Source organism: Enterobacter chuandaensis (assembly GCF_039718975.1).
In the GTDB taxonomy this organism is placed as follows: domain Bacteria; phylum Pseudomonadota; class Gammaproteobacteria; order Enterobacterales; family Enterobacteriaceae; genus Enterobacter; species Enterobacter chuandaensis.
Genome location: NZ_CP097173.1, coordinates 4450765 through 4470804, shown reverse-complemented (window position 1 = coordinate 4470804; position 20040 = coordinate 4450765). Strand labels below are relative to the sequence as shown.

The 20040-nt window shown below is 57.1% G+C and carries 18 protein-coding genes and 4 tRNA genes; 14 read left to right on the top strand and 8 right to left on the bottom strand.

Features of this window, described 5'->3' with window-relative positions; genetic code table 11:
• Window positions 1-176: 176 nt before the first annotated feature.
• The 5 genes from thrP (at window position 177) to MX657_RS21465 (ending at window position 2111) form a co-directional block, all read left to right on the top strand.
• Entirely contained in the window at window positions 177-1562 is a 1386-nt protein-coding gene (gene thrP / locus MX657_RS21485; protein ID WP_119917173.1) for a bifunctional threonine/serine APC transporter ThrP, read from the top strand.
• A 102-nt stretch (window positions 1563-1664) separates the two neighbouring features.
• Window positions 1665-1741 (top strand) — tRNA-Arg (locus MX657_RS21480).
• A 64-nt stretch (window positions 1742-1805) separates the two neighbouring features.
• Window positions 1806-1881 (top strand) — tRNA-His (locus MX657_RS21475).
• 22 nt (window positions 1882-1903) lie between these two features.
• Window positions 1904-1989 (top strand) — tRNA-Leu (locus MX657_RS21470).
• Between the two features lie 45 nt (window positions 1990-2034).
• A tRNA-Pro gene (locus tag MX657_RS21465) sits at window positions 2035-2111 on the top strand.
• 506 nt (window positions 2112-2617) lie between these two features.
• On the opposite strand, the gene MX657_RS21460 is transcribed toward MX657_RS21465, so the two are convergent.
• The 5 genes from MX657_RS21460 to hemC form a co-directional block, all read right to left on the bottom strand.
• On the bottom strand, window positions 2618-3829 hold the full coding sequence (locus MX657_RS21460; RefSeq protein ID WP_080330370.1) for an MFS transporter: 1212 nt from the start codon (window positions 3827-3829) through the stop codon (window positions 2618-2620).
• Between the two features lie 169 nt (window positions 3830-3998).
• The gene (hemY, locus tag MX657_RS21455; RefSeq protein WP_346808583.1) at window positions 3999-5198 is read right to left on the bottom strand and encodes a protoheme IX biogenesis protein HemY; all 1200 of its coding nucleotides are present in this window, start codon (window positions 5196-5198) and stop codon (window positions 3999-4001) included.
• A 2-nt stretch (window positions 5199-5200) separates the two neighbouring features.
• Complete coding sequence (hemX, locus tag MX657_RS21450; RefSeq protein ID WP_119917170.1) at window positions 5201-6391, bottom strand: uroporphyrinogen-III C-methyltransferase; 1191 nt, start codon at window positions 6389-6391, stop codon at window positions 5201-5203.
• A gap of 20 nt (window positions 6392-6411) precedes the next feature.
• On the bottom strand, window positions 6412-7152 hold the full coding sequence (gene hemD, locus MX657_RS21445) for a uroporphyrinogen-III synthase (protein WP_119917169.1): 741 nt from the start codon (window positions 7150-7152) through the stop codon (window positions 6412-6414).
• Window positions 7149-8090, bottom strand: coding sequence for a hydroxymethylbilane synthase (gene hemC, locus MX657_RS21440; protein ID WP_346806749.1), 942 nt, complete (start codon window positions 8088-8090; stop codon window positions 7149-7151). Before hemC ends, hemD begins: the two co-directional genes overlap by 4 nt.
• A gap of 350 nt (window positions 8091-8440) precedes the next feature.
• On the opposite strand from hemC, the gene cyaA reads away from it, so the two are divergent.
• Complete coding sequence (gene cyaA, locus MX657_RS21435) at window positions 8441-10984, top strand: class I adenylate cyclase (RefSeq protein ID WP_080330374.1); 2544 nt, start codon at window positions 8441-8443, stop codon at window positions 10982-10984.
• A 91-nt stretch (window positions 10985-11075) separates the two neighbouring features.
• Here cyaA and cyaY read toward each other — a convergent pair whose 3' ends face one another.
• On the bottom strand, window positions 11076-11396 hold the full coding sequence (cyaY, locus tag MX657_RS21430) for an iron donor protein CyaY (protein ID WP_003860816.1): 321 nt from the start codon (window positions 11394-11396) through the stop codon (window positions 11076-11078).
• A 135-nt stretch (window positions 11397-11531) separates the two neighbouring features.
• On the opposite strand from cyaY, the gene lptM reads away from it, so the two are divergent.
• From lptM to corA, 8 genes are all read left to right on the top strand, one after another.
• A complete protein-coding gene (gene lptM, locus MX657_RS21425) occupies window positions 11532-11735 on the top strand; it encodes an LPS translocon maturation chaperone LptM (RefSeq protein WP_080330375.1) in 204 nt (67 codons plus the stop codon).
• A 35-nt stretch (window positions 11736-11770) separates the two neighbouring features.
• Window positions 11771-12595, top strand: a complete 825-nt coding sequence (gene dapF, locus MX657_RS21420) for a diaminopimelate epimerase (RefSeq protein ID WP_061096761.1) — start codon at window positions 11771-11773, stop codon at window positions 12593-12595.
• Complete coding sequence (locus tag MX657_RS21415) at window positions 12592-13299, top strand: DUF484 domain-containing protein (protein WP_346806747.1); 708 nt, start codon at window positions 12592-12594, stop codon at window positions 13297-13299. Before dapF ends, MX657_RS21415 begins: the two co-directional genes overlap by 4 nt.
• Entirely contained in the window at window positions 13296-14198 is a 903-nt protein-coding gene (xerC, locus tag MX657_RS21410) for a tyrosine recombinase XerC (protein ID WP_032641439.1), read from the top strand. The genes MX657_RS21415 and xerC overlap by 4 nt, the downstream gene beginning before the upstream one ends.
• Window positions 14198-14914, top strand: coding sequence for a 5-amino-6-(5-phospho-D-ribitylamino)uracil phosphatase YigB (gene yigB / locus MX657_RS21405; RefSeq protein ID WP_080330377.1), 717 nt, complete (start codon window positions 14198-14200; stop codon window positions 14912-14914). The genes xerC and yigB overlap by 1 nt, the downstream gene beginning before the upstream one ends.
• 107 nt (window positions 14915-15021) lie before the next feature.
• Window positions 15022-17184 (top strand): DNA helicase II, encoded by a 2163-nt coding sequence (uvrD, locus tag MX657_RS21400; RefSeq protein WP_045631335.1) that lies wholly within the window; start codon window positions 15022-15024, stop codon window positions 17182-17184.
• A 149-nt stretch (window positions 17185-17333) separates the two neighbouring features.
• Complete coding sequence (gene ysgD, locus MX657_RS21395; RefSeq protein WP_217480774.1) at window positions 17334-17390, top strand: YsgD/CorL family protein; 57 nt, start codon at window positions 17334-17336, stop codon at window positions 17388-17390.
• Window positions 17391-17540: 150 nt separating this feature from the next.
• A complete protein-coding gene (corA, locus tag MX657_RS21390) occupies window positions 17541-18491 on the top strand; it encodes a magnesium/cobalt transporter CorA (protein ID WP_080330379.1) in 951 nt (316 codons plus the stop codon).
• Window positions 18492-18534: 43 nt separating this feature from the next.
• Here the strand turns inward: corA and rarD are convergent, their stop codons facing one another.
• Both rarD and yigI read right to left on the bottom strand, forming a co-directional pair.
• Window positions 18535-19431 (bottom strand): EamA family transporter RarD, encoded by an 897-nt coding sequence (gene rarD, locus MX657_RS21385; RefSeq protein WP_119917162.1) that lies wholly within the window; start codon window positions 19429-19431, stop codon window positions 18535-18537.
• Between the two features lie 51 nt (window positions 19432-19482).
• Window positions 19483-19950, bottom strand: a complete 468-nt coding sequence (gene yigI, locus MX657_RS21380; protein ID WP_028014789.1) for an acyl-CoA thioesterase YigI — start codon at window positions 19948-19950, stop codon at window positions 19483-19485.
• Window positions 19951-20040 lie beyond the last annotated feature (90 nt).

Below are 20040 nucleotides of genomic sequence, written 5' to 3'. Positions count from 1 at the left end.
TGTTCGCGCTGCAATTCGCCTGCAAAGCTGCTGATAATTTGTGCAATGCATTCATTTTTTTAATGCATCGTTTGCCATTTGGCCGATTTTAAGAAACCATTCGCACCGTATTTTAGTACCCCTAAAAAACAATAACCGGTATTAAGCCGGGAAACAGCAAACACAATCGAGGATCTATGGCAGAGAAACAACCGGAGCTACAGCGTGGGCTGGAAGCTCGTCATATCGAACTGATAGCGCTGGGCGGCACTATTGGCGTTGGCCTGTTTATGGGCTCCGCAAGCACCCTCAAATGGGCAGGCCCTTCCGTTTTACTGGCGTATATCATCGCCGGACTGTTTGTTTTCTTCATCATGCGCTCAATGGGCGAAATGCTCTTTCTGGAGCCGGTGACCGGTTCCTTCGCCGTTTACGCGCACCGTTATATGAGCCCGTTCTTCGGCTACCTGACGGCCTGGTCATACTGGTTTATGTGGATGGCGGTAGGCATCTCTGAAATCACCGCGATAGGGGTTTACGTCCAGTTCTGGTTCCCGGACATGGTCCAGTGGATACCGGCACTCATTGCCGTGGGGCTGGTGGCCCTGGCAAACCTTGCAGCCGTGCGCCTTTACGGTGAAATCGAGTTCTGGTTTGCGATGATCAAAGTGACCACCATCATCGTGATGATTGTTATTGGCCTGGGCGTGATTTTTTATGGCTTTGGCAACGGCGGACACGCCATCGGCTTTGGCAACCTGACTGAGCACGGCGGCTTCTTCGCCGGCGGCTGGAAGGGCTTCCTGACGGCGCTGTGTATTGTTGTGGCCTCGTATCAGGGCGTGGAGCTGATCGGGATTACCGCCGGTGAAGCGAAAAACCCGCAGGTCACGCTGCGTAGCGCGGTGGGCAAAGTGCTGTGGCGCATCCTGATTTTCTACGTGGGCGCGATCTTCGTCATCGTCACCATCTTCCCGTGGAACGAAATCGGCACAACGGGTAGCCCGTTTGTTTTAACCTTTGCGAAGATTGGGATTACGGCGGCAGCAGGGATTATTAACTTCGTGGTCCTGACGGCAGCGCTGTCAGGCTGTAACAGCGGGATGTACAGCTGTGGCCGTATGCTCTACGCGCTCGCGAAGAATAACCAGCTGCCTGCGGCGATGAGTAAAGTCTCACGTGCTGGCGTGCCGGTAGCGGGCGTGGCGGTCTCCATTGCTATCCTGCTGATTGGCTCCTGCCTGAATTACATCATTCCTAATCCGCAGCGCGTGTTTGTTTACGTCTACAGCGCCAGCGTGCTGCCGGGTATGGTGCCGTGGTTTGTTATCCTCATCAGCCAGCTGCGTTTTCGCCATGCACACAAAAAAGCGATCGCCAGCCATCCGTTCCGCTCGATTCTGTTCCCGTATGCGAACTATTTAACGATGGCGTTCCTGATTTGTGTATTAATTGGAATGTACTTTAATGAAGATACCCGCATGTCGCTGTTTGTCGGGCTGATCTTCCTGGCGGCTGTGACGGCTGCGTATAAGCTTTTTGGCCTGGGTCGCCGTGCCACCACGCAGAAAGTGGAGGAATAAGCGGCAAAATGTGCAAACCATAACCAAACGCGCATTTTTTTCAAAAAAGCACTAGACAGCGGGGACGGAGGTACGTAATATCCAGCCCCGCAACGGCGCTAAGCGCCCGTAGCTCAGCTGGATAGAGCGCTGCCCTCCGGAGGCAGAGGTCTCAGGTTCGAATCCTGTCGGGCGCACCATTAACCCGGTGCTGGAGCTGCGGTGGTCTGAGAAGTGGTCAGTACCGCGTGAAAGAATACAGTGGTGGCTATAGCTCAGTTGGTAGAGCCCTGGATTGTGATTCCAGTTGTCGTGGGTTCGAATCCCATTAGCCACCCCATTATTTGAAAGAGTTGTGAATTGCGAAGGTGGCGGAATTGGTAGACGCGCTAGCTTCAGGTGTTAGTGTCCTTAGGATGTGGGGGTTCGAGTCCCCCCCCTCGCACCACGACTTTTTAAATGAATTGAACTAAAAATTCAAAAAGCAGTACATCGGCGAGTAGCGCAGCTTGGTAGCGCAACTGGTTTGGGACCAGTGGGTCGGAGGTTCGAATCCTCTCTCGCCGACCAATTTTGAACCCCGCTTCGGCGGGGTTTTTTGTTTTCTGCACTTTTTATCTCTGTAGCGATCCCCCGACAGCGCTATTTCTCATTGTCGCGATTCAGCGACATGTAATCATCTGAAAAAAAATAACTTTCCGTTTTGTTACTTTTTAGCGTCTCCTCCAGGCAACATATTACTGCCTCGGGCAATACGTTATCGGGCTTCAGACGCTGCTTAATAGAATAATTTCCTTTTATCTTAAAATGTTGCGCTACGTAAAAGTTCTGCGTGTAAATCTGGCACGTTACGTGCAATAATATACGCGTAGATGCTCATTCCATCTCTTATGTTCGCCTTAGTGCCTCATAAACTCCGGAATGACGCAGAGCCATTTACGGTGCTTATCGTCCACTGACAGATGTCGCTTCGGCCTCATCAGACACCATGGACATAACGTTGAGTGAAGCACCAAATATGTTGTCTTACAGACCTGTTTTAACGCCTGCTTTTATAGCAGGCGTTTTTTTATGCCTTATTCCCGATAAAAGCGCATGATGAGGGCAACCATCAGCAGAGCCGCTGACGAAACCATATAAAGCGCCTGTACTGAGCCAAACCCTGATGCCGCGATCGCGGCTAATCCGGTAAAAAGAGAGGCACTGAGCGTTTGCCAGCGCCAGGCTTTACCGCTGGCTACAGCGGTTTGCGTGGCCTGAAAACTACTGAGCACGCCAAACGTACCCGCCGCAAAGAGCACGTTTGAGGCCAAATGCGCGACAAAGATCATCCCCAGCGCATACCCTGTCCAGCCGGCCATAAACGGCAGCATTCCATAAGCGGCCAGAAAGATGCCGAGGCAAAGCAACAGTCGCGGCGTATGAGCCGCAAAACGCGTCAGGCTGTCTCTTTTCAGCAGCAAAGGACCGCAAAGCTGCCCCATACTTCTTGCGAAAAGCAGAGGCAGAGCAAGGCCCGCCGCATCCTGAGGACGGAGCTGCTGGGCCAGCGCCGGAAGAAGCGCCATCGCGGGTGACCCGACGGCGGCCAGCGCCGGCAAAATGAGCAAGCTGCGTTTCTGCCGAACGGTCAATGTCTGCCAGCGCAATGTCGCTGAAGCCCCTTTCTCCACATGGCCGGTGCGTGACGCCGAAGAAAGCAGGCGTCCTGCCAGCCATAACATGACCAGCGACCCGAGAAAGCTGATGGCATCAATGGTCAGCAAGGCGAACACGGGTATCTTCGGAAAAAGCACCACGCCCAGCCCGGTACCTAACAACACCTGAGACGCAAAAATCACATTTTCCAGGCAGGTGGCGGCAGGCAGTTCCGTTTCGCTAAGGCCACGCTTGAAGAGCAGCGTCAGGGCGGGCCAGCTCATCCCGCTGAGCAGCGCTTCGGTGGACTGCACGGCGAGTAACGCTGCAACACTATGATAACCCACGCCAAGCAGGGGGAAGAGCAGGGCAAGTAAGCCCAGTCCTTCGGTCAATATCAGCAGAGATACCGGAGAATAGCGCGAACACAGCCTTTCGCCGAGTATGCTGCCGATAAACCCAGGTACCGTGGCGAACAGAAAAGCGAGGGTCAGTAGCGCTGGCGGGGCCGACCACGCTAACAGCAGGCCGAAGACGACGACCTGGGTTAACCCATTTCCCAGAGAAGAGAAGATAAAAGCACAGGCAAGCAGGCGCAGCCAGCGATGGCAGCGCAGCGCTTCAATAAACGCGTACAAAAGCGAATTCATGACGATTTCCTTTCAGAAACGATTTAGTCCATGCGCAAATCGCGCATGTGCGAAAAAAGGTTAATGAAAAGATATCGTTACATTGGCGGGTTCGTTTGCAGTTGTCGGTGTAAAGAATGTAGCAGGAGAACCTTGATAAAAAAAGGAGGCCGTCTGGCCTCCTGCTGAATTACTGCTGCGTTCCGTTATTTTGCAGCGTCAATAGCAGCCCATCACGCCGCATGGCTGCGGCTTCTTCTGGCTTATGCTGTTTGTCCAGCGTATCGGCAAGCCACGCGTAGTCAAACGCGTCCGGACGCTGTTTCAGCGCCGCACGGAAGGCGAGGCTCGCCTCCTGCCATTCGCCGTGCTTCATCAGCGACTGGCCCAGCGTACTCCACAGCAGAGGACGGTCACCGACGGTTTTAATCTGCTGGCGCAGCACTTTTTCGACCTGCTCAGGGTTATTGGTTTTCAGGCGCGGGATCACCATCACCAGACGATCGTCGTACTGGCGCTTCAGTCCGTCGAGGAGGATCTCCTGCGCGGTGTCATGATCGTCACATTCAATAAGGTGTTCCGCCATGGCAACCTGTAGCGGGATCTGCTGACGCGTTTTCCGGCTCTGATTCTTCCACCAGGTTTTCAGGCCATCACTGCCCAGATCGGCGCGCGCCTGATCCATCAGCCCAATCCACGCCAGACGCTGAAGCTCATCACGATGCTCATCATCACCCACCTCGGCTTTGGCCATCGACGGAATAATGTCCAGCAGCGAGCCCCACGCGCCGGTACGAATATAAGCCTGTTCAGCAAGACGCAGCACTTCCGGGTGACGTGGCGCGATTTCCATCAGACGGTCAATGCCGTGGCGCGCCGCGTGGTTCTCATTGCGCGCCAGCTGCAGGCGAACGCGGGTAATTTCTACTGGGATCGGGTCGCCAGACGCCAGTTCTGATGCACGTTCCAGATGCTGGTTAGCGCGGGCTTCATCACCGCGCTGCTGGGCCGCTTCGGCGGCCAGAAGATAGTTCACCACCGGCTGTTCTGCGTGATCGGCGTTTTTCGACATCAGCTTTTCAACCTGCTGATAATCGCCTTCGGCCAGCTTCAGCAGCGCTTGTTCCGTTTGCTTACGGGCGCGGCGACGCTTACGACCAACGAACCAGCCGCGTGTATGGGCACCGGTACGGAAAATACGGCGCAGGATCCATTCAACGGCAAGCAGGACCACGACGCCGAGGATCAGAACGATCGCCAGCCCCGTTACGCTGGTTTCAATGTTGTAGTTGTCGGTCTGGATCAGGACGTATCCCTGATGGCCCGCAAGCATCGGCCCCAGGACGATCCCGGCGATCAGCAGGATGAAGAGTAAAAGGACTTTTAGCATCATTACTCTCCCTGTGGCGCGCTTTCAGGCGCTGGTGCCGCCGCTGTGCCAGTCTGCTCGGCAGGAACGCCCGGCTGCGCCAGCAGGTTACGCACGCGCGTCTGCATCAGCTTCTCCAGGATCGGCTGGCTGGCCAGCTTATCCGGCACGTTCATGGTGATGTTCTGCTGGCTCAGCTTGTCGATATCTTCGAGGAACGCGGTCGTCGTCGCGTCATCGGTATTGTAATACGCACGTACCCATGTCGAGACGTTATCCAGCGCCTGCTTGTAGGTCTCTTCCTGATGGCGTGGCACGGCCTGCGCCGCGACCAGCAGGCGAGAACGGATGTTTTCGCGCAGGTAGATATCCTGATTTGGCGCCAGCAGCGGCACGGCGGTTTCATCGCGGCGACGGATGGTAATGAAGCTGTCCATAAAGTTCTGCCAGCTTTTCTGCAGGTTTATGCGCCATTCGCTCAGGGAGCTGGACAGCTCGGTACCGTCGGAATCCATCGGGGAATCGTCGTCGTTGTTATCCGCCAGCTGCAGGTTATCAATTTGATTCGAAAGCTGGTTCACCTTGAGGATAATGCCGTCGTAATCCACCTGTGAAACAGCGGAGAGGCTGGCGATATCTTCGGTAATCGCACGGCGCGCGGTAATGAGGCTCGGGTCGTTCATGTCGGCCAGGCTCGCATCGGCGCTTTTCAGCAGCGCGGCGGCGGTGGTCACGTCCTGATCGCTCCACAGTTTACGCCCGGCGAGTTTAACGAGGAAATCGGCCTGCGAGAGCAGCCAGGTTTTGGCATCGGTGCCGGAAATCGTAGCGACTTTCTGCTGCACGTCGCCCAGCTGTTTGGTCAGCTCTTCCTGTTTGCTGTTCGCCTCGGCAAGCGCGGCGGCCTGCTGCTTAATCACCGCTTCCAGCTCGGTTTTCTGCGTTTCCTGGGCTTTTTGCAGGGCAGTGAGCTGATTCACCAGCGCATCGCTGGTGGCCGTCTGGTTGGAGCCCTGTTGCTTCACCAGACCATACAGGCCAACGCCTGCGGCCAGCGCAATGGCGATGGCAATCGCGCTCAGCGCGAGGCTGGTTTTGTTGCTGCCGTTTTTCTTCTCAGCGGTTTTCTCAGTCGTCGTCTCTGGCTGTGGCGTCGTCTCCACAGTCTCCCTGGTCTCTTCAACCACGGCGGAGGATTTTTCGTGTTCCGTCATTATGGCTTCCCATTTGAGAGTTATTGTAATGCGCGCAGCAGCGCATCGTTGTCGGCGTTATCAGCGATCCGAATATCCTGCCAGCCCAGTTCCCGGGCGAGGTTCGCCAGACGCTCACTGACGACCAGAAGCCGACAGCGGAGTAACCAGTTTTCGCGATACCAACGCGGTATCAGCGACCAAAGCTGTTGTAACATTTCACCGCTGGTCACCACCAGCGTATTAATGCCGCGCGCGTGCCAGCGCATCGCCTCTTCCGCGCCGTCGTAGTGTTTCGCACAGCGCTGGTAGCACTCAACAAACGTGACGTCAGCCCCGCGTTCGCGCAGCGTTTCGCCCAGCAGTTCGCGGCCACCGTTGCCGCGCAAAATAAGCGCACGCTTTCCGGCAATAGTTTGTAATTCAGGTAATTGTAGCAAGACTTCGCTGATTTCCCGATCCAACGGGTAGCGAACGTCTGTTCCACTCACGGTATGTAGGGCCAGCGCGGTGGTTCTGCCGATAGCGAAGTAGCGCGGAGCGGTCGGCCAGCGTGTCCCCGCCTGTTGCAGCTGCGCATGGGCAAATTCCACGGCATGCTGCGACAGCGCAAACAGCAGGTCGCCGTCCTGCAGGGTATTCATCTGGTCGGCGAGCGCAGAGAGCTCCCGACCGGGGGAGAATTCAATCAGCGGAAAACTCCAGGCCACCTGCCCCAGTGCGCGCAGACGGCTCACTAACTGCTCTCCTGCGGGAGAAGGGCGGGTGACAAGAATACTCATGCTGGGGGTTCTCCGTTATAGACCTCGGTCAGAATTTCACGCGCGCCGTTATTCAGCAATTCTTCCGCCAGCGACACGCCAAGCTGCTCGGCATCCTGCGGCTTGCCGCGACGTTCGCCGCGCACCATCTGCGAACCGTCCGGCGCGCCCACCAGCGCGCGCAGCCACAGTTCATCGTCTGTTAATTCAGCATAGCTGCCAATCGGCACCTGACACCCTCCTTCGAGGCGGGTGTTCATCGCCCGCTCGGCTTTTACACGAATAGCGGTCTCGTCATGGTTCAGCGGGCCGAGCAGCTCGCGGGTGCGCGCATCGTCCAGACGGCACTCAATGCCGACGGCACCCTGGCCGACGGCCGGCAGCGACAGCTCTGGCGGCAGCGCCATGCGAATACGTTCCTCCAGCCCCAGGCGCTTCAGGCCAGCAACGGCAAGAATAATGGCATCGTAATCGCCGTTATCCAGCTTGCCCAGACGCGTGCCGACGTTACCGCGCAGCGAGCGGATGATAAGGTCAGGACGACGCTCTGCCAGCTGACACTGACGGCGTAAACTGGACGTGCCAACCACGCTACCTTCTGGCAGCGCGTCGAGGGAGTCATAGTGGTTAGAGACAAACGCATCGCGCGGATCTTCGCGCTCGCAGATGGTCACCAGCCCCAGCCCTTCCGGGAACTCGACGGGCACGTCCTTCATCGAATGAACGGCGATATCGGCGCGGTTCTCAAGCAATGCCAGTTCCAGCTCTTTGACAAACAGGCCCTTGCCGCCCACTTTCGCCAGTGGCGTATCCAGGATCACGTCACCGCGCGTGACCATCGGCACCAGCTCGACGCGCAATCCACTGTGGCAGGCTTCAAGGCGCTGCTTAACATAATGTGCCTGCCAGAGCGCGAGAGGGCTTTGGCGTGTGGCAATTCTCAAAACATTGTCTAACATGCTTGTTACCGTCATTATCAATCGCTAACCATCCTAACATTGTTGACTCTGGGATGGCAGTTTTACGGTTGATGAAGCGTGAGAGGGACAAGGCGGCGTATTCGTCAGCCGTAGCCGTATTCAGGAATTTACACGTACAGAACGGTGCTACACTTGTATGTAGCGCATCTTTCTTTACGGTCAACCGGCAAGGTGTTAAATTGATCACGTTTTAGACCATTTTTTCGTCGGTACCACCATAATGATAAGGGCGAAAAAAGGGTAACGGTTATCTTTTTGAAATACTGCGGGCTCGCTGTTATTCGTGTTTTGAATAGCTTACGACACCCGGAAACATCAGGCGATACGTCTTGTACCTCTATATTGAGACTCTGAAACAGAGACTGGATGCCATAAATCAACTGCGTGTGGATCGCGCGCTTGCTGCCATGGGCCCTGCTTTTCAGCAGGTGTACAGTCTGCTGCCGACATTATTGCACTATCACCATCCGCTGATGCCGGGCTACCTCGATGGTAACGTTCCCCAGGGCATTTGCCTCTTCACGCCTGATGAAACCCAACAGCATTATCTGAACGAACTGGAACTCTACCGCGGCATGCCGCCGCAGGAATCCCCGAAAGGTGAGCTGCCGATTACCGGCGTTTACTCGATGGGGAGTACCTCATCGGTAGGGCAGAGCTGTTCTTCAGACCTGGATATCTGGGTCTGCCATCAATCCTGGCTCGATAACGAAGAGCGCCAGCTGCTGCAGCGTAAATGCAGCCTGCTGGAGAGCTGGGCGGCGTCGCTCGGCGTGGAAGTGAGCTTCTTCCTGATTGATGAAAACCGTTTCCGTCATAACGAAAGCGGCAGTCTGGGTGGTGAAGACTGCGGCTCGACTCAGCACATCCTGTTGCTGGATGAATTTTACCGTACTGCCGTTCGTCTGGCCGGGAAGCGTATTCTGTGGAATATGGTCCCGTGCGAAGAAGAAGAGCATTACGACGACTACGTCATGTCGCTTTACGCGCAGGGCGTACTGACGCCAAACGAATGGCTGGATCTGGGCGGCCTCAGCTCCCTGTCCGCCGAAGAGTATTTTGGCGCAAGCCTCTGGCAGCTCTATAAGAGCATCGACTCACCGTATAAAGCGGTGCTGAAAACGCTGCTGCTGGAAGCCTATTCCTGGGAATACCCTACGCCGCGCCTGCTGGCGAAAGATATCAAGCAGCGTCTTCACGACGGGGAAATTGTCTCTTACGGGCTCGATGCCTACTGCATGATGCTGGAACGCGTTACCGAATACCTGAAAGCCATTGATGATTCCACGCGCCTTGACCTGGTGCGTCGATGTTTCTATCTCAAAGTTTGTGAAAAGCTGAGCCGCGAGCGCGCCTGTGTGGGCTGGCGTCGTGAAGTGGTCAGTCAGTTAGTGAAAGAGTGGGGATGGGACGAAGCGCGTCTGTCCATGCTCGATAACCGCGCCAACTGGAAGATCGATCAGGTGCGTGAAGCACACAACGAACTGCTCGACGCGATGATGCAGAGCTATCGTAACCTGATCCGCTTTGCGCGCCGCAATAACCTCAGCGTGTCCGCCAGCCCGCAGGATATCGGGGTGTTAACCCGTAAGCTGTACGCCGCGTTTGAAGCGCTGCCGGGCAAAGTGACCCTGGTTAACCCGCAGATTTCGCCTGACCTGTCTGAACCAAACCTGACCTTTATCTACGTGCCGCCGGGCCGCGCAAACCGCACCGGGTGGTATCTGTACAACCGTGCGCCAAGCATGGATTCGATTATCAGCCATCAGCCGCTGGAGTATAACCGCTACCTGAACAAGCTGGTGGCGTGGGCCTGGTTTAACGGCCTGCTGACCTCGCGCACGCGCCTGTTTATCAAGGGCAACGAGGTCGTCGATTTAGCCAAGCTGCAGGAGATGGTGGCGGATGTCTCGCACCACTTCCCGCTGCGTCTGCCTGCGCCGACGCCGAAAGCGCTCTACAGCCCGTGCGAAATCCGTCACCTGGCGATTATCGTCAACCTGGAATACGACCCGACGGCGGCCTTCCGCAATCAGGTGGTCCATTTTGACTTCCGCAAGCTGGACGTCTTCAGCTTTGGCGAGCAGCAAAACTGCCTGGTGGGCAGCGTAGACCTGCTGTACCGCAACTCGTGGAACGAAGTGCGTACCCTGCACTTCAACGGCGAGCAGGCGATGATCGAAGCGCTGAAAACTATTCTCGGCAAGATGCACCAGGACGCCGCGCCGCCGGACAGCGTCGAAGTGTTCTGCTACAGCCAGCACCTGCGCGGTTTAATTCGTACCCGCGTGCAGCAGCTGGTCTCCGAATGCATCGAACTGCGTCTCTCCAGTACCCGTCAGGAGACCGGACGCTTTAAAGCGCTGCGCGTCTCAGGCCAGACCTGGGGCCTGTTCTTCGAGCGTCTGAACGTGTCGGTCCAGAAGCTGGAAAACGCCATCGAGTTCTACGGCGCGATTTCGCACAACAAGCTGCACGGCCTGTCGGTTCAGGTGGAAACCAACCACGTCAAGCTGCCACAGGTAGTGGACGGCTTTGCGAGCGAAGGGATTATTCAGTTCTTCTTTGAAGAGTCGGGCGACGATGCCGGGTTCAACATCTACATTCTGGATGAGACCAACCGCGCCGAGGTGTATCACCACTGTGAAGGCAGCAAAGAGGAGCTGGTGCGCGACGTCAGCCGCTTCTACTCTTCCTCGCATGACCGCTTCACCTACGGTTCCAGCTTTATCAACTTCAACCTGCCGCAGTTCTACCAGATTGTGAATGTGGATGGGCGAGCGCAGGTGATCCCGTTCCGTACGCAGGCGATTGCCCCTGCCGTGCCTGCTAATCAGGATACCGCACCGCTGTTGCAGCAGTATTTTTCCTGAGGCTTTTCGCCGGGTGGCGCTCACGCTTACCCGGCTTACGGTTCGAGCCGTTGTAGGCCCGGTAAGGCGTAGCCGCCACCGGGCAACAAAACTACCTGAAACTCACATCCTCACCCGCCTGCGCCGTCGCCGCCTGCTCCAGCAGATCCCAGAACGTTTCGCCGCTGCGGTCGCACACCCACTCGTCACCCTTCAAATCAAAGTGATAGCCGCCCTGTTTGGCCGCCAGCCACACCTGGTGAAGCGGCTCCTGGCGGTTAATAATAATTTTGCTGCCATTTTCGAAGCTCAGGGTCAGAATGCCGCCGTTGATTTCACAATCGATATCGCTGTCGCCGTCCCAGTCGTCGATACGTTCTTCGATGGTCATCCACAGGGTGTCGGCAAGGCGATGGAATTCACTGTCGTTCATGGTTTTGTTCCTGTTTTTCGTGATGGCGGCAGTATAACGCTAAATAATTCCCGTTGCAGGAAAGCGGCAAACTCTTGCTTTTGTGTCTTCTCCTGCGATGATAGAAACAGATTTGAACTTACGAGCAACTTTATAATGAAAAACGTCTTCCGAACGCTTGCCGTTCTCATCACGCTGTTTAGCCTGACCGGCTGTGGACTGAAGGGACCCCTGTACTTCCCGCCAGCGGATAAAACCGCACCGCCGCCGACAAAACCGGTGAATAGCGGCATTGAGTCTTCCACGCCAAAGACTAACGATCGTGGCGACAACGGTGGCCCGACTCAGGTAAATCTCTGACGACAACGTTCTGTACCCGCGCAATGGAGCAAATGATGCAGTTCTCTAAAATGCATGGCCTTGGCAACGATTTTATGGTCGTCGACGCGGTAACGCAGAATGTATTTTTCTCCCCGGAACTGATCCGTCGCCTGGCGGATCGGCACGTGGGCGTGGGGTTCGATCAGCTGCTGGTGGTAGAGCCGCCCTACGATCCCGACCTCGATTTCCACTACCGTATTTTTAACGCGGACGGCAGCGAGGTTAACCAGTGCGGCAACGGCGCGCGCTGTTTTGCCCGTTTTGTTCGCCTGAAAGGGCTGACCAACAAGCGCGATATCCGCGTCAGTACCGCTAATGGTCGTATGGTGCTCAGCGTTACCGACGACGAGCTGGTGCGCGTCAATATGGGCGAGCCTAACTTCGAGCCCTCCGCCGTGCCGTTTCGCGCAAACAAAGCGGAAAAGACCTATATTATGCGTGCGGCCGAGCAGACAGTATTGTGCGGCGTCGTCTCGATGGGTAACCCGCACTGCGTGATTCAGGTGGATGACGTGGAAACCGCGGCGGTCGAAACGCTCGGTCCGGTTCTGGAGAGCCACGAGCGGTTCCCGGAGCGCGCGAACATCGGCTTTATGCAGGTGGTGAAGCGTGAGCACATTCGCCTGCGGGTTTACGAGCGCGGCGCGGGCGAAACCCAGGCCTGCGGAAGCGGCGCCTGTGCGGCTGTCGCCGTTGGTATCTCTCAGGGGTTACTGGCGGAAGAGGTTCGCGTGGAGTTACCGGGCGGTCGGCTTGATATCGCCTGGAAAGGACCGGGTCATCCACTGTATATGACGGGCCCGGCGACACATGTTTATGACGGGTTTATCCATCTATGAAACAACCAGGGGAAGAACTGCAGGAAACAGTGACGGAACTGGACGACAGCGCTGTTGTTGATTATCTGCTGAACAATCCTGAGTTTTTTATTCGCAATGCACGCGTCGTCGAACAGATGCGCGTGCCGCATCCGGTTCGCGGGACCGTGTCGCTGGTCGAATGGCACATGGCGCGCTCGCGTAACCACATCAACCAGCTTGAAGAGAACATGACGCTGCTGATGGAGCAGGCCAGCACCAACGAAAGCCTGTTCTATCGTCTGCTGCATCTGCAGGCGCGTCTGGCCTCGGCGCACAGCCTCGAAGAGTTTCTCAGCCGCTTCCACCGCTGGGCGCGCGAGCTGGGGCTGGCGGGTGCCACAATTCGTCTGTTCCCTGACCGCTGGCGCATTGGCGCACCGTCGGGGTTCACCCATCTGGCGATCAGCCGTCAGGCATTTGAACCGCTGCGCATTCAGCGCCTGGGCCATGAGCACCACTATCTGGGGCCGCTGAACGGGCCTGAACTGCTGGTGGTGTTACCGGAAGCTAAAGCGATTGGCTCGGTGGCGATGTCGCTGATGGGGCGCGATGGCGACCTGGGGGTAATATTATTTACCAGCCGCGACGCGCACCACTATGAGCAGGGGCAAGCCACGCACCTGCTGCAGGAGATCGCCCTGATGCTGCCCGAGCTGCTGGAGCGCTGGATTGAACGCGTATGACGGACGGACTGCTCGCCACTGACGTCTCGCGCTTTCTGCGCTATCTGGGCGTTGAACGTCAGCTCAGCCCCATCACGCTGCTCAACTATCAGCGTCAGCTTGATGCCATCATGCAGATTGCCGATGAAATCGGCCTGAAAAGCTGGCAACAATGTGACGCCGCCACGGTACGCGGGTTCGTCGTGCGTAGCCGTAAAAAAAATCTCAGCCCGGCGAGCCTGGCGCTCCGGCTCTCTGCGCTGCGCAGCTTCTTCGACTGGCTGGTCAGCCAGGGCGGCCTGAAAGCCAACCCGGCGAAAGGGATCGCCACGCCGAAAGCCCCGCGCCATCTGCCTAAAAACATCGACGTTGACGACGTAAACCGCCTGCTGGATATCGATCTGAACGATCCGCTCGCCGTGCGCGACCGCGCGATGCTGGAGGTGATGTACGGCGCGGGCCTGCGTCTCTCCGAACTGGTGAACCTCGACTTAAAGCATCTCGATCTGGAATCCGGCGAAGTGTGGGTGATGGGCAAGGGCAGCAAAGAGCGCCGCCTGCCGATTGGCCGTAACGCGGTTTCCTGGATTGAGCACTGGCTGGATCTGCGCGGCCTGTTTGGCGCGGAAGAGGATGCGCTGTTTTTATCAAAGCTCGGCAAGCGGATCTCCGCGCGTAACGTGCAGAAGCGCTTTGCGGAGTGGGGCATCAAGCAGGGGCTGAACAGCCACGTGCATCCACACAAGCTGCGCCACTCGTTTGCCACCCACATGCTGGAATCGAGCGGCGATCTGCGCGGCGTACAGGAACTGCTCGGCCACGCGAATCTGTCGACCACTCAAATCTACACCCACTTAGACTTCCAACACCTTGCCTCGGTGTATGACGCGGCGCATCCACGCGCCAAACGGGGGAAATAATGCGTTTTTACCGCCCACTCGGTCAGATTTCAGCCCTGACGTTTGACCTTGATGACACCCTTTATGACAACCGCGAGGTGATCCTGCGTACTGAGCAGGAGTCGCTGGCGTTTGTGCAAAATTACCATCCCGCGCTGAAAGCGATGCAGAATAAAGACTTCCAGCAGCTGCGCCAGTCCCTGCGGGAGACCGAGCCGGAGATTTACCACGACGTGACCGAATGGCGTCGCCGTGCGGTTGAGCAGGCGATGCTCAACGCTGGCCTGAGTGCGCAGGATGCGGCCATCGGTGCCGAAGCGTCCATGGAAAACTTTGCCAAATGGCGCAGCCGGATCGACGTGCCGCAGGAAACCCACGACACGCTGGCTAAGCTCGCTGAAAAGTGGCCGCTGGTGGCCATTACCAACGGCAACGCCCAGCCGGAGCTGTTTGGCCTCGGGGATTACTTCGAGTTCGTGCTGCGCGCGGGCCCGCACGGGCGCTCGAAGCCGTTCAGCGATATGTATCACCTTGCAGCGGAAAAACTGAATCTGCCGCTCGGTAACATACTTCACGTGGGCGACGACCTGACCACCGACGTGGCGGGTGCTATCCGCTGCGGCATGCAGGCCTGCTGGATCAAGCCAGAAAATGCGGAGCTGATGACCGCAGCCGACAGCCGTCTTCTGCCGCACGTGGAAATTTCACGGTTGGCATCCCTCACGACGCTGATATAATCACCAGTAATAATGTATAAATTACCATGGTTTTGCAGTTGTAGGCCCGGTAAGCGAAGCGCCACCGGGCGTTTTGCTGTGTTCCTGAAGACTATGTGACGGTGCCAATGGACGTTTCTTACCTGCTCGACAGCCTTAATGACAAACAGCGTGACGCGGTTGCCGCCTCGCGCACCAACCTGCTGGTTCTGGCTGGGGCGGGCAGTGGTAAGACACGCGTGCTGGTTCACCGTATCGCCTGGCTGCAGAGCGTGGAAAACTGCTCACCGTACTCCATCATGGCGGTGACGTTTACCAACAAGGCGGCGGCGGAGATGCGCCACCGTATCGCCCAGCTGATGGGCACCAGCCAGGGCGGCATGTGGGTTGGCACCTTCCACGGCCTGGCGCACCGTCTGCTGCGCGCGCACCATATGGACGCCAACCTGCCGCAGGATTTCCAGATCCTCGACAGCGAAGACCAGCTCCGTCTGCTGAAGCGCCTGATCAAGGCGATGAACCTCGACGAGAAGCAGTGGCCGCCGCGTCAGGCGATGTGGTACATCAACGGTCAGAAAGACGAAGGCCTTCGCCCGCACCACATTCAGAGCTTCGGCAACCCGGTCGAGCAGACCTGGCAGAACGTCTATAAGGCCTATCAGGAAGCGTGCGATCGTGCCGGGCTGGTGGACTTTGCCGAACTGCTGCTGCGCGCCCACGAGCTGTGGCTGAACAAACCGCATATCCTGCAGCACTACCGCGAACGCTTCACCAATATCCTGGTGGACGAATTCCAGGATACCAACAACATCCAGTACGCGTGGATCCGCCTGCTGGCCGGTGATACCGGCAAGGTGATGATCGTGGGCGATGACGACCAGTCGATCTACGGCTGGCGCGGGGCGCAGGTGGAGAACATCCAGCGCTTCCTCAACGATTTCCCCGGCGCGGAAACCATCCGTCTGGAGCAGAACTACCGCTCAACCAGCAACATCCTGAGCGCGGCCAACGCCCTGATTGAGAACAACAACGGGCGTCTGGGCAAAAAGCTGTGGACCGACGGCGTCGACGGCGAACCGATTTCGATTTACTGCGCCTTCAACGAGCTCGACGAAGCCCGCTTCGTGGTGAACCGCATCAAAACCTGGCAGGACAACGGCGGCGCGCTGGAGCAGTGCGCCATTCTCTACCGCAGCAACGCCCAGTCGCGCGTGCTGGAAGAGGCGCTTCTGCAGGTGAGCATGCCGTACCGCATCTATGGCGGCATGCGCTTCTTCGAACGTCAGGAAATCAAAGATGCGCTCTCGTATCTGCGCCTGATCGCCAACCGTAACGACGACGCGGCGTTTGAGCGCGTGGTGAACACGCCGACCCGCGGCATTGGCGACCGTACGCTGGACGTGGTGCGCCAGGCCTCGCGCGATCGCCAGCTGACGCTGTGGCAGGCGTGCCGCGAGCTGCTGCAGGAGAAAGCCCTCGCCGGACGCGCCGCCAGCGCGTTGCAGCGCTTCCTGGAATTAATTGACGCCCTGGCGCAGGAAACCGCCGATATGCCGCTGCACGTGCAGACCGACCGGGTGATTAAAGACTCCGGCCTGCGCACCATGTACGAGCAGGAAAAAGGCGAGAAGGGCCAGACCCGTATTGAGAACTTAGAGGAACTGGTCACGGCAACGCGCCAGTTCAGCTACAACGAAGAAGACGAAGACCTGATGCCGCTGCAGGCGTTCCTCTCTCACGCCGCGCTGGAAGCGGGTGAAGGGCAGGCGGACACCTGGCAGGACGCGGTTCAGCTGATGACCCTGCACTCCGCCAAAGGTCTGGAGTTCCCGCAGGTGTTTATCGTCGGCATGGAAGAGGGGATGTTCCCGAGCCAGATGTCGCTGGATGAAGGCGGACGTCTGGAGGAGGAGCGTCGTCTGGCCTACGTCGGCGTCACCCGCGCCATGCAAAAGCTGACGCTGACCTACGCCGAAACCCGCCGTCTGTACGGCAAAGAGGTCTACCACCGTCCGTCGCGCTTTATCGGCGAACTGCCGGAAGAGTGTGTGGAAGAGGTGCGTCTGCGTGCCAGCATCAGCCGCCCGGTTAGCCATCCGCGTATGGGCTCGCCGATCTCTGAAACTGACACCGGCTACAAGCTGGGCCAGCGCGTGCGTCACTCGAAGTTTGGTGAAGGCACCATTGTGAATCTGGAAGGCAGCGGCGAGCACAGCCGCCTGCAGGTCGCGTTCCAGGGCCAGGGGATCAAATGGCTGGTGGCCGCTTACGCGAAGCTGGAAACAGTGTAACTTACAGAAAAATATCATTATTTTGTAATAATCTGCTAGCCTTATACGTTGAAGGTCAATTAATGCCCTTCAGCGTTCCGTTGCGTGTTGACGCCGCAGTAACTGCTGGCGTAACATGCGCGCACGATTACGCTAAGAGGACATTCGCCTTGGACACACCCAGTAGATACTGGCTCATTTCCCTGTCATCCAGGAACAACTCCTAAGGCTATCTCCTCTTGCTGATGGCCTTAGTGGTTGTCAGCGACTGCATTATTCCCGTCGCGCTGAGTCAGGCTGTTTAATGGTCTGAAACCCAATTTGTTTCTGTGTGCCCACCGAACTGTCCGATATTTTTTGCATTGGGAGTCCCGGTCATGTTGAGCGCATTTCAACTCGAAAATAACCGACTGACTCGGCTTGAAGCCGAAGAGTCACAGCCCCTCGTTGATGCCGTATGGGTGGATCTGGTCGAGCCGGACGACGATGAGCGCCTTCGCGTACAATCAGAGCTGGGGCAAAGCCTGGCAACCCGTCCAGAACTGGAAGACATCGAAGCCTCTGCGCGTTTCTTTGAAGATGAAGATGGCCTGCATATTCACTCCTTCTTCTTCTTTGAAGATGCGGAAGACCACGCGGGTAACTCCACCGTGGCGTTTACCATTCGCGACGGCCGTCTGTTTACTCTGCGCGAGCGCGAACTGCCGGCATTTCGTCTCTACCGCATGCGCGCCCGCAGCCAGGCGATGGTGGACGGCAACGCCTACGAGCTGCTGCTCGATTTGTTCGAAACCAAAATTGAACAGCTGGCGGACGAAATTGAAAACATCTACAGCGACCTGGAAAAGCTGAGCCGCGTGATCATGGAAGGCCATCAGGGCGATGAGTACGACGAAGCGTTGTCTACGCTGGCAGAGCTGGAAGATATCGGCTGGAAGGTGCGTTTGTGTCTGATGGATACCCAGCGCGCGCTGAACTTCCTGGTGCGCAAGGCGCGTCTGCCGGGCGGTCAGCTGGAGCAGGCGCGTGAGATTTTACGCGATATCGAATCCCTGCTGCCACACAACGAATCCCTGTTCCAGAAGGTGAACTTCCTGATGCAGGCGGCGATGGGCTTTATCAACATCGAGCAGAACCGCATTATCAAGATCTTCTCGGTGGTGTCCGTGGTGTTCCTGCCGCCTACGCTGGTGGCATCCAGCTATGGGATGAACTTTGAGTTTATGCCGGAGCTGAAGTGGAGCTTTGGCTACCCGGGGGCGATTATCTTTATGATCCTCGCGGGGCTGGCGCCGTATCTCTATTTCAAGCGTCGGAACTGGCTGTAAAGATCTGGCGGGTGGCGCTGCGCTTACCCGCCCTGCAAAATACCTACATTCCTCTGCGGGTTCTGCGCTGGGTATAAATCGCATCGGCGACGAAAATCGCCAGCGCCACCCAGATAAAGGCGAAGGTCACCATCTTATCCGCACCCGGCACTTCGCCGTAAAACACCACCGCCAGCAGGAACATCAGCGTCGGGCCAATGTACTGGAAGAAGCCCAGCGTGGAGAGACGCAGGCGAGTTGCTGCACCGGTGAAGCACAGCAGAGGAATGGTGGTCACCACGCCTGCCGCCATCAGCATCAGGTTCAGCGACCATGGGTTGTTGCCCATATGGCTGGTCGCACTGTCGGCAATACCGAACAGATAGATTGCCGCCACCGGCAACAGCCACAGGGTTTCAAACAGCATCCCGGTTTGGGCTTCCACCGCTATTTTCTTACGTACCAGGCCGTAGAAGGCAAAGCTAAACGCCAGGCCGAGGGCAATAATTGGCAGCGAGCCGAAGGTCCACAGCTGCACCAGTACGCCGCAGAAGGCCAGAATTACCGCCACCCACTGCATCCGGCGGAAGCGTTCGCCGAGGAAAATCATCCCCAGCACGATGTTCACCAGCGGGTTAATAAAGTAGCCGAGGCTCGCTTCAAGCATGTGATGGTTATTCACCGCCCAGATGAACAGCAGCCAGTTGCCGCCGATCAGTACCGCAGAAAGCGCCAGCAGGAAGACCTTTTTAGGGGTTTGCAGCAGCGTTTTAACGCCGGACCACTGACGGCTGATGCTCATCAGCGCGATCATGAAGAAGAACGACCAGATGACGCGGTGAGTGAGGATCTCGTCGGCCGGTACATAGGCGATAAATTTGAAGTACGCCGGTGCGATACCCCAAATAAAATAAGCGGCAAGGGCGAGTAAAACGCCCTGCCGCGTCTGTTTAGCATCCATCGGGAAAATCCGTTACAAAAAAGTGAATCAATTTTACCCGATTTTGCCGCCTCAACCCACCATATAAGTGGCGGTTGCGCTGGCGATATAAACCTGTTCTTCGTTATGCAGCTCAACGCGCGCCACGGCAACTTTATTTCCGGCACGCAGCAGGCTGCTGGTGCAGGTAAAACGGTTTCCGCGCCCCGGTCGAAGATAGTCGACGCGTAAATCAATGGTGCCCATGCGCGCCAGGCGCTGGCGGAGTTCATCTTCGTTGATGGTGTCATGCCGCGTCAGCGTACTGCCCACGCAGACCAGACCCGCCGCCACGTCCAGCGCGGAAGCAATCACCCCGCCGTGCAAAATACTTTGCGCCCAGTTACCCACCATCATCGGCTGGTTGTTGAAGCTCAGCTGGGCAAACTCTTTCTCGTAACGCTCCAGCTCCAGTCCCAGCGCACGGTTAAACGGCATATGGTAAACAAAAATCTCGCCCACGAGTTTTAACACTTCTTCGGCGGTAAGCATGGCTGACATGAGGCATTACATCCTTATTGTTAATGAAATGTTGATTTTATGCTTCAGCAATAAGGAATTCCACTTTCAGAAACGAGGATGCAGCAGTTA